The 7932-nt window shown below is 47.3% G+C and carries 10 protein-coding genes and 1 pseudogene; 7 read left to right on the top strand and 4 right to left on the bottom strand.

Annotated elements, in window-relative coordinates:
• The 3 genes from IQ273_RS27290 to IQ273_RS27280 all read left to right on the top strand — a co-directional run.
• Nucleotides 1-229 (top strand): TonB-dependent receptor (locus IQ273_RS27290; RefSeq protein ID WP_194026282.1); only part of this gene is annotated, 229 nt, incomplete at its 5' end.
• Between the two features lie 164 nt (nt 230-393).
• Nucleotides 394-1284, top strand: a complete 891-nt coding sequence (locus IQ273_RS27285) for an iron-siderophore ABC transporter substrate-binding protein (RefSeq protein ID WP_194026281.1) — start codon at nt 394-396, stop codon at nt 1282-1284.
• 2 nt (nt 1285-1286) lie between these two features.
• Nucleotides 1287-1658: a DUF1636 domain-containing protein gene (locus tag IQ273_RS27280; protein WP_194026280.1), complete on the top strand. Its 372-nt coding sequence runs from the start codon at nt 1287-1289 to the stop codon at nt 1656-1658.
• 77 nt (nt 1659-1735) lie between these two features.
• Here IQ273_RS27280 and IQ273_RS34560 read toward each other — a convergent pair.
• Nucleotides 1736-1988, bottom strand: a pseudogene (locus IQ273_RS34560) (VOC family protein); the annotation flags it as partial.
• Nucleotides 1989-2040: 52 nt separating this feature from the next.
• On the opposite strand from IQ273_RS34560, the gene IQ273_RS27270 reads away from it, so the two are divergent.
• The gene (locus tag IQ273_RS27270; RefSeq protein ID WP_194026279.1) at nt 2041-2256 is read left to right on the top strand and encodes a Nif11-like leader peptide family natural product precursor; all 216 of its coding nucleotides are present in this window, start codon (nt 2041-2043) and stop codon (nt 2254-2256) included.
• Nucleotides 2257-2766: 510 nt separating this feature from the next.
• Here IQ273_RS27270 and IQ273_RS27265 read toward each other — a convergent pair.
• Nucleotides 2767-4305 (bottom strand): hypothetical protein, encoded by a 1539-nt coding sequence (locus tag IQ273_RS27265; RefSeq protein ID WP_194026278.1) that lies wholly within the window; start codon nt 4303-4305, stop codon nt 2767-2769.
• 59 nt (nt 4306-4364) lie between these two features.
• Entirely contained in the window at nt 4365-5087 is a 723-nt protein-coding gene (locus tag IQ273_RS27260; RefSeq protein ID WP_194026277.1) for an iron-containing redox enzyme family protein, read from the bottom strand.
• Nucleotides 5088-5757: 670 nt separating this feature from the next.
• On the opposite strand from IQ273_RS27260, the gene IQ273_RS27255 reads away from it, so the two are divergent.
• The 3 genes from IQ273_RS27255 to IQ273_RS27245 all read left to right on the top strand — a co-directional run bounded on the left by IQ273_RS27255 (nt 5758) and on the right by IQ273_RS27245 (nt 7020).
• Complete coding sequence (locus IQ273_RS27255) at nt 5758-6084, top strand: hypothetical protein (RefSeq protein ID WP_194026276.1); 327 nt, start codon at nt 5758-5760, stop codon at nt 6082-6084.
• A gap of 135 nt (nt 6085-6219) precedes the next feature.
• Complete coding sequence (locus IQ273_RS27250; protein WP_194026275.1) at nt 6220-6465, top strand: hypothetical protein; 246 nt, start codon at nt 6220-6222, stop codon at nt 6463-6465.
• A gap of 195 nt (nt 6466-6660) precedes the next feature.
• On the top strand, nt 6661-7020 hold the full coding sequence (locus IQ273_RS27245; RefSeq protein WP_194026274.1) for a hypothetical protein: 360 nt from the start codon (nt 6661-6663) through the stop codon (nt 7018-7020).
• Between the two features lie 187 nt (nt 7021-7207).
• Here the strand turns inward: IQ273_RS27245 and IQ273_RS27240 are convergent, their stop codons facing one another.
• Nucleotides 7208-7810, bottom strand: coding sequence for a Uma2 family endonuclease (locus IQ273_RS27240; protein WP_194026273.1), 603 nt, complete (start codon nt 7808-7810; stop codon nt 7208-7210).
• Nucleotides 7811-7932: the final 122 nt, after the last annotated feature.

The raw sequence follows: 7932 nt of genomic DNA, 5'->3' as shown, positions 1-7932 counted from the left end.
GGTATTTTACGTCGGCGATCGCGCCGGAGATTTCGAAGATACCTTCGATTTACCCAGCTACCTGCGCACTGACGCAGCGGTGTTTTATCGTCGCAACAACTGGCGGGCTGCCATTAATGTACAAAACCTGTTTGACGTGCGCTATTTCAAGGCCAATAACTTTGGTCGGGTAGCGATTGAGCCAGGGGCACCGCTGAGCATTATTGGCTCAGTCTCGGTTGATTTTTAGAAATTTGGCTTTAGTTAATGCCCATGCATGGTTACAAAATGACTCAACAAGTTTTTTGCAGCAGCCTAGGGACTAGTAAGTGGCGATCGCTTGTTTTAGGATTGTTTACATTCCTCGTTATCGTGATCCTTGGCAGTGCTTGTACACCCAATACCTCTACCCAAATGGATGGTGCGCTCGCCAGCGCCGACTGTCGAGTCATTCGCCATGCCAGGGGCGAAACCTGTGTGCCTAATAACCCCCAGCGCGTTGTTGTCTTGGGTGCCTTAGATTATGCCCTGAGCTTAGGTATTAGACCGATCGGTAGCGACTGGCTAAGTGCTCAGGACGTTCACCTCAGCGACATGCTCGATGGCATTGAAGACGTGGGCGGCAACGATGCCCCCAACATCGAAAAGATTTTGACCCTCAAACCAGACTTCATTATTGGTGCAGATTATGTCTCAGTGAACTACGGTGCCTTATCTAAAATTGCCCCCACAGTCTTAATTGCCTACGAGCACAGTGGGCAGTGGAAAGAGTTTTTTATGAGTTTTGCAGAGGCATTAGGCGAAACCACAGCAGCCGAACAGGTGATGAACGATTACCAGGCTCGGGCAGAGGAATTTAAGGCACAAATGGGAAACCGTGCGGCTGAAATTGACGTATCAATTGTGCGGGTGTACCCAAGCCATGTGAACCTGTACCTTAAAGACTCATTTTGTGGAACGGTGGTGGCCGATGCCGGACTGGCTCGCCCCCCTGCCCAAGATTTGACCGCAGCGGAAGCCAGCACTTTGTTTGACAATCCAATTCAATACACTGTCAGTCGCGAAAAAATGCCCGATGCCGATGGTGACGCTATATTTCTCTGGACCTACGGATTTCAAGATGATGTTGCCCAACAGGCTCAGAGTCAGAAAGAAAAGTTGGTAGCTGATCCGGTGTGGTCTACCTTAAGTGCGGTTCAGAATGGGCAGGTTTACGAAGTTCCTTCCTATTGGATTGGGGATGGCCCGATCGCCGCTAATGCCGTGCTTGACGACCTGTTCAAATATCTTGTGGAGCCATCGTAGCCATGCCCGACCAGCTGATTGTGTGCCAAAGCTGCGGCTTTACCGCCGATGAAGAAAAGCGCGACGGGGAGACGGGTGGTGCTCATTTGATGAAGCATTTGCAAGCCCTGTACGAGCAGTGGCCTCGCCGAGATGAGCTGGCCTTAGAAACGACCGGGTGCCTGTGCATCTGTGAGCAACCCTGCGCGATCGCCTACGTGGGCACCGGCAAACCCACCTATCTGTTTACTGACCTCGACCCCACCACCTGCGCCGCCGACCTACTGACCGCTGCCGAACTCTACCTCGACAGCAAAGACGGCATGGTGCCCCGCTTCCAGCTGCCCGATGATTTGCAATCTCACAGAACGGCGCGAATTCCGCCTGCGTCTTGAGGGAAGTGAGGTTGGAGGCGATGGTTGTTGGAACAGCCTCTCCAATGGAGAAAGACTGGGCTAGAGTGCGATCGCACTCAACCTCGACAGGCCGCCTTGATCGCAGCAACATCGATCTTTTGCATCTGCATCATCGTCTCGAAGGCGCGCTTAGCGACGGCGGGGTCGCGATTGGCGAGCGCTTCTGCCCAGACGATCGGCGTAATCTGCCAGGATAAGGCCCCAGTTGTCTTTGCACCAGCCGCAGTCGCTCTCTTGGCCGCCGTTGTCGCCGATCGCGTTCCAGCAGCGATCGGTTTCGGCTTGGTCGGCGGTTGCGACCTGACCTGTAATGGGTTCCCTTTTAACATATAATTAGCTAATAAGAATAGGAATTTCCAATATGGCTTTAGATCAACTTGAGGCATTTTTAAAGAAAATGCAGTCTGAACCTGCACTTAAAAATGAGGTGCTTACAGCATCAACTGCAGATGATGTTGCGCGAATAGCGCTAAAACTTGGTTTTGAATTTTCAGGTGATGAATTACTGAGGATGTCAGGAAAGAAATTTGGCGGAGTTACTGTTATAAAAAACGTTCTTCCTGGGGAGTATAATTAAGCGAAACCCAACACCTACGATTACTTCAGCACTGCATCTGCGTACCCTAGGTATATTTCCGGTACGTTATATTGAGCAGGGAATTTACTCGAATGATTGAGGTGCTGATAGAGAAATCACTTTACAGACAGATACACTTCTAGTAGACGTAGGTTGGGTAAAACGAAGTGGAACCCAACATCCTCGAACCAAGCCATCAACCTCTAATTCATCGCGATGGAGTAGGGGATGCCGATCGCAGGTGACGACGGTGAAGAAGTAGGTGGCTGCTGGGGTTTGGGCGCGGCGATCGCACATGGATGGGTGAAAGAATTTGCACTCCACCTGTACATCCTAGAGTTATTCCCAATAGGTGATTCCTATGCAATATCGCAGCGGGTTGGGAATAAAATTGTTCTGGGATTGTTGGGTTTCCTTCGTCAACCCAACCTATAGGAGATCTGCGATCGCACTTGCGCTTACCCTGAACCAATACCCTTGCAACATGGTTAGGCCGTAGCTAACCTTGGCTTAAAGCTGAGTATAGCGCTCGTGGAGACTTTCATACAAGCGACGGGTCATTTCAATAGGAATTCCAGCAGGTGGACACAAAAGTTTCAGCCCTTCAATACCGCCCGCCAATAAAACTTTAGCAAGATCGGGTGCAGTCTCAAACAATTGAACAAAATTTTGGATAAAAGTTTTTTGCTGGGCAGAGCTAGTGATTGGGTAAGTTTGAGAAAGTTGGCCCAATAATTCTTGAATTTTACGAGTTGCATCAGCAAGATCCTGTTCAGGAATATTAACATTTTGCTTCGCGTGTTGAACAAAGTTAATTTTACTCCCTTCAGAGGCAACACCGACACCAATAGTTGCACCTTCCTGATGGATATTGAAAATTGGCTTATTAGTCATAATGGTTACTCCAGATTTTAGTGTCAAATCAATTTCTTCTCTGTTAATTTTACAAGGAATACAGCCTTGTTTTTGCCATATTTTATTGTGCGAACTTGACTCAGAAAAGCATGAATTTAATTGAAGTTCACCTAAATCACTGCATAACATTGCCAGAAAAGATTTGATTTCTTCCAATAAATATTTTTTATCTTTATATGAATAAGAAAATTCTTGGAACAAATGTTTATTTTTTGGATTTTCAAGAACGCCAATATCGATTTTCCCAAATTGAAAAATTTGATTAATGATTACATTAAAACTCAAATCTTCTCTAAGTTTTATGAGATCAGTCCACGATAACTTTTTCTCTATTGGTTCCTTTAGCCCTAGATACGTAAATGCTCTTTGCAAATCCTGAAAGGAAATTGTATAATTTTGAAAATCACTCAAACAACAATCTAAACAAGCTAATGGCGTATCTATAAGTATAGATGCTTCATATTCTTGCAAGTAACTAAGCAAATATGACTTATTTATTTGAAAATTTATGGCTAAGCCGTGCTTTTGACTTAGCGTTTTTTCAAATCTTTTCTGAACATTGCTTAAGATAAAGGCTTCTCCTTGCAATCTTTCTGGAATAGAAATAAAGTCATCAACTGCCTTATCTATATTTAGATATCCACTTTCGCTTTCGTTTATTATCTCTAAAAGAGAGCTTGAATCCTTTTCAAGATCAGAAATCCAATCTTTGACTATCGCACGACTGGAAGACTTTAAACGAGGTTTCCATCTCATCTTCTTTAGCTCATCAAGTTTCTTTTGGTAAGATTTTTCATCAGAGTAAGCTGATATTAAGTGATGACTTCTATATTGATTTTTCTTTTCACTGATTTCAAAATCAGGCGTGTGATCTGTGTATTCTATTAGCCCAGCATTTATAACTGAACTTAGTCTTTTAATGTAAATTTCAAAGTAGCTCGTTTCAAATAAACACTTTGGCTGTATGAGTAAAGGTGCTTGGCTTATTAAGAGAGAGTATTTCGTTAATAGTATGGAATGTTCTAATAACCTTTTGTCGCTCAAATGAGCAATTCCGTACAATTTTAACAATTCATAATTATGAAAATGTAAAAAGACTCTTCGTTTTTTGGGTAAGCCCTTCTTTTCTCTCATGCCTCTTAGCACCTTAACCGTTAATAGATACCTAAAACGGAATCAGTTTTTGAAGATATTCAGGTTTTCGGTAAAGATAAATAACTTTCAAACGGTAAATTGCTAGTTGCAGCTTTATACCTTGCATCATCGTATAAAATAACCGATCTAAATCCTTCCCTAACTGCTTCTAGTAGCAAATTTTCATCTAGCAAGCTTGAGTATCTATCAATGAACTTGTAACAAGCTTTTGAGTGCTCGTAGTCTGCTTGCTTGTGAAGCGTATAAGTTGCTACCTGATATGGTGTGTATCCTAAACCGAGGTAACACTTTTCTAACTCCGCTGCCAGCGGCACATACCAGTTCTCGATAGCGCCCACCGCAATTGTTATCTCTAATAAGCTTCGATTATAAAAAATATTCCTAAATATCCTAGTTGCCTCTTTAGCTTCAGGCAATGGAATTACGCGCTTCAGCTCTGGCTCCGAATAACCATATCCTTCAAACATCTGCAATCTAACTTCATAATGGCTTTTTCTGTCAAGAGAGGGAAGTTCATCAAGTATAACTTCCCTGAGTTCTTCTGCATCTTCATGACTTACAGTTTCAGATTTAACTAACTCTGCCAATTTATTAAGTTGAATTTCTCTCAAACCTATACACCCAAGTGAACGTGCTAGATCCTGCAAGTGAGCCTTCATTGTTTGTTCTTTAGAAAAAGATCCTTGGAACAGAGACTTGTAATAATTCATTTCAAGAAAATTTGGGGCTACGCTATCAATTAAGCCGTCAATATTCTTCATGTTTTATAGCTCAATGGATTCTTTTTGGATTTTTTAAGGAAATAGCAGAAATTACTTAGGGTAACAGCAAGTGCTCAATACTTGCTGTTATGATAACTAATTCAAATCATTTTTAGGAAGAATTTAACAAAGAATTTGGTATACAGTCTTTCTGGCTCACGTGAGATAAGGCAAAAGGCCTAAAATCCTTGTCATATAGCAATCTCAGATCCTGATCCCTACTTTGCTGAAGTGGGAAACACTGTATCTGTCTAGTTCTCTCTACAAGATAGATATATACAAATTACTTGCTACCTAATCGCTCATACAAGGAAGGAAGGCAGCGAATAATCCGCATAACAGCCCTTCAACGGAAGATAGACAAAATAGTTTTGACTATTGATTTGCCAGAGAATTGTGCCATCCTTCACCTCCACGGTTGACGGCGATCGCTAGTACCACTATCATCATCCATTAAGCCGTTCAGCAGAGCGGTGGTTACGCAGAACTCGAAAATTTTAGCGCTGCCTGAAGGTGTGTCACCACCAACAGACAGCTAACCCCGCAAGTCTATCAGGCAGATTGCGAGGCTAGGCCCATGGTACCCTAGCCCCCCCAGTTTGCACCTCAACTGCGGGTGGCTAGGGTTTTCGCGTTCTGTCTTCCTAACCCACAACCGGAGACAGAACCCATGTTTGAATATCTCGACCCCGATGCCAGCGGCGCATCTAACCTGCCGCCGTCTTCACACCGCACCCCCCACCCTCGCCCAGAGCGGGTGCGCCACATGATCTACGGCAGCCTAGCCGCCATAGATCGCACCATCAAAATCCTCCACGCCCTCGGCTACGCCGACCCCAACGACTGGGGCGACCCCATCCCCGCGCCGCCCAGCGCAGCTGAAACGCGGTCATCGAGCGGAGCCGAGATGCCAGCGTCGAGCGGAGCCGAGACGCCAGCGTCGAGCGGAGCCGAGACGTGGATGGCTATTCTCACCAAAACCGTGCTGATTGAGTAAATCTCTTCATCACAGATACCGGGTTCCTATTGCTGCTGCCAAACCAGGCTACAAGCAACAGGAACCCGTTACCTTATCGCCTCTACTGGCGATCTGCGCCCTGCGATCGCCAAACTGGCACAGCAGATCGTCAATGTGACACAACAGTTTAGCGATCGCGCAGCGATGCGAAGCAATCTGCACCCTCAGATCGCCAAACTGGCACAGCAGATCGTCAATGTGGCACAGCAGTTTAGCGATCTGCGTCTTCAGATCGCCAATGTGGCACAGCAGATCGTCAATGTGGCACAGCAGTTTGGCATTGCAGGCCCAAAGTACGGCTCTGTAGCGGGTCAGCTTAAGACGCAGCCCTCTGCACTGCGATCGCGCTCAGCCATTTAGCCGATGTTTGCCGCAAAATTGTCTGCCCTAGCGCAAATTCAAACCCCAGGGGCAGTATGAACTTGTGCGAAACAACGCTTTACCCGGTGCAGTGCCTACGCCCCACCCTGCACCACTCAACCCCTGAAAATCTTGCCCCGTTGCTGCCACGTTCCAAAAACGCCAACCTATTAACCTTATTTGAGGGTGCCACCCATGGCCATTGTCGATACCAGTCGCCGTCTTCAGACCCGCGTCATTTTGCAAGATGTTGAGTCCTACGAAGGATTTAAAGCCGTAAACGACTACACCGCCCGCCGCTCCGAGGCCACCCCCGAAGCGCTGCAAACCAACCTGGCCACCATGCAGGCTAAACAGCAAAAAGAAACCGAAATGCTAGCCCTGGCCAAAGCCGCTGCCGACGAAGCCCGCCAAGCCGAGTGGGAGTTCCACAACAGCGTCATCGCCATGAAAGAATCGGTGCGCGGCCTGTTTGGCCCCGACAGCCACGAAGCCCAAGCCATCGGCTACAAGAAAAAATCTGAACGCAAGCGCCCCCGCCGCCGCGCCGCCTAAACCACCAAAACCGCAAAAAAGCCCCCAGAGTTCTAAACACCCTGGGGGCTTTGGCATTTCTAAACCCAGCCATGAATCAACTACGCCACGCCTCTCGTAGGGGCAAACGGCGTTTGCCCAACCCACCCACGCCAACCAAAGCAAATTCCGTACAACCTATCGCCCCTGACCAAGCAGACAACTCGCATCAAGCCTCAGAGATTTCTTCAGACGGCTCCAGCGTCACGTCTTCGTACAGAGCCGCAATGGTATCGGTGAAGCCAATGCTCTCTAGGCAAAACGTCGCTGTTTCGGGCACGGCTGTTTCGGGCAAATAATACTGCAACACCCACAGCCCCGCCTCATTGCGACGAAAGCACTCCACCCGCTGGTGCCGCGTGTTGACGAGCACGTATTCTTCTAAGCTCTCCAGAGTTTGATAGTCGGCAAACTTATCCCCCCGGTCAAACGCCTCAGTAGACTCAGACAGCACCTCCACCACCAGCTTAGGAAAGCGCTTGTACCCGTCAGTCTCCTGATCGCGCGGGTCGCAAGTCACCATCACATCCGGGTAGAAAAAGCGGTTGCGCGCCTCAATCCGCGCCTTCATATCCGAAATATAGACCCGGCAGCCCGTGCCCCGCACATGACTGCGCAACAGCGCAAATAGGTTGCCCGCAATGGTGACATGCCCATCGCTGGCCCCCGCCATGGCGTAAACTTCCCCATCAAAGTACTCATGCTTGACGGGGCTTTCGGTTTCGAGCTGAAGGTAATCTTCGGGGGTGAGATACTGCGACGAAGCAACCATGGCACTGGGGTAACGTCAACAATCAAGGTTTAGCCTGTCAGCCAATCTGCAATCATCCTATCAACAGAAACTCCGCCGAGCAGCCAAAAAAATCCGTCTGGGGCTCCTGGGGGGAGTGGGGG

Source organism: Nodosilinea sp. LEGE 07298, from assembly GCF_015207265.1.
Taxonomy (GTDB): domain Bacteria; phylum Cyanobacteriota; class Cyanobacteriia; order Phormidesmidales; family Phormidesmidaceae; genus Nodosilinea.
This window is presented reverse-complemented; position numbering and strand designations above follow the sequence as displayed.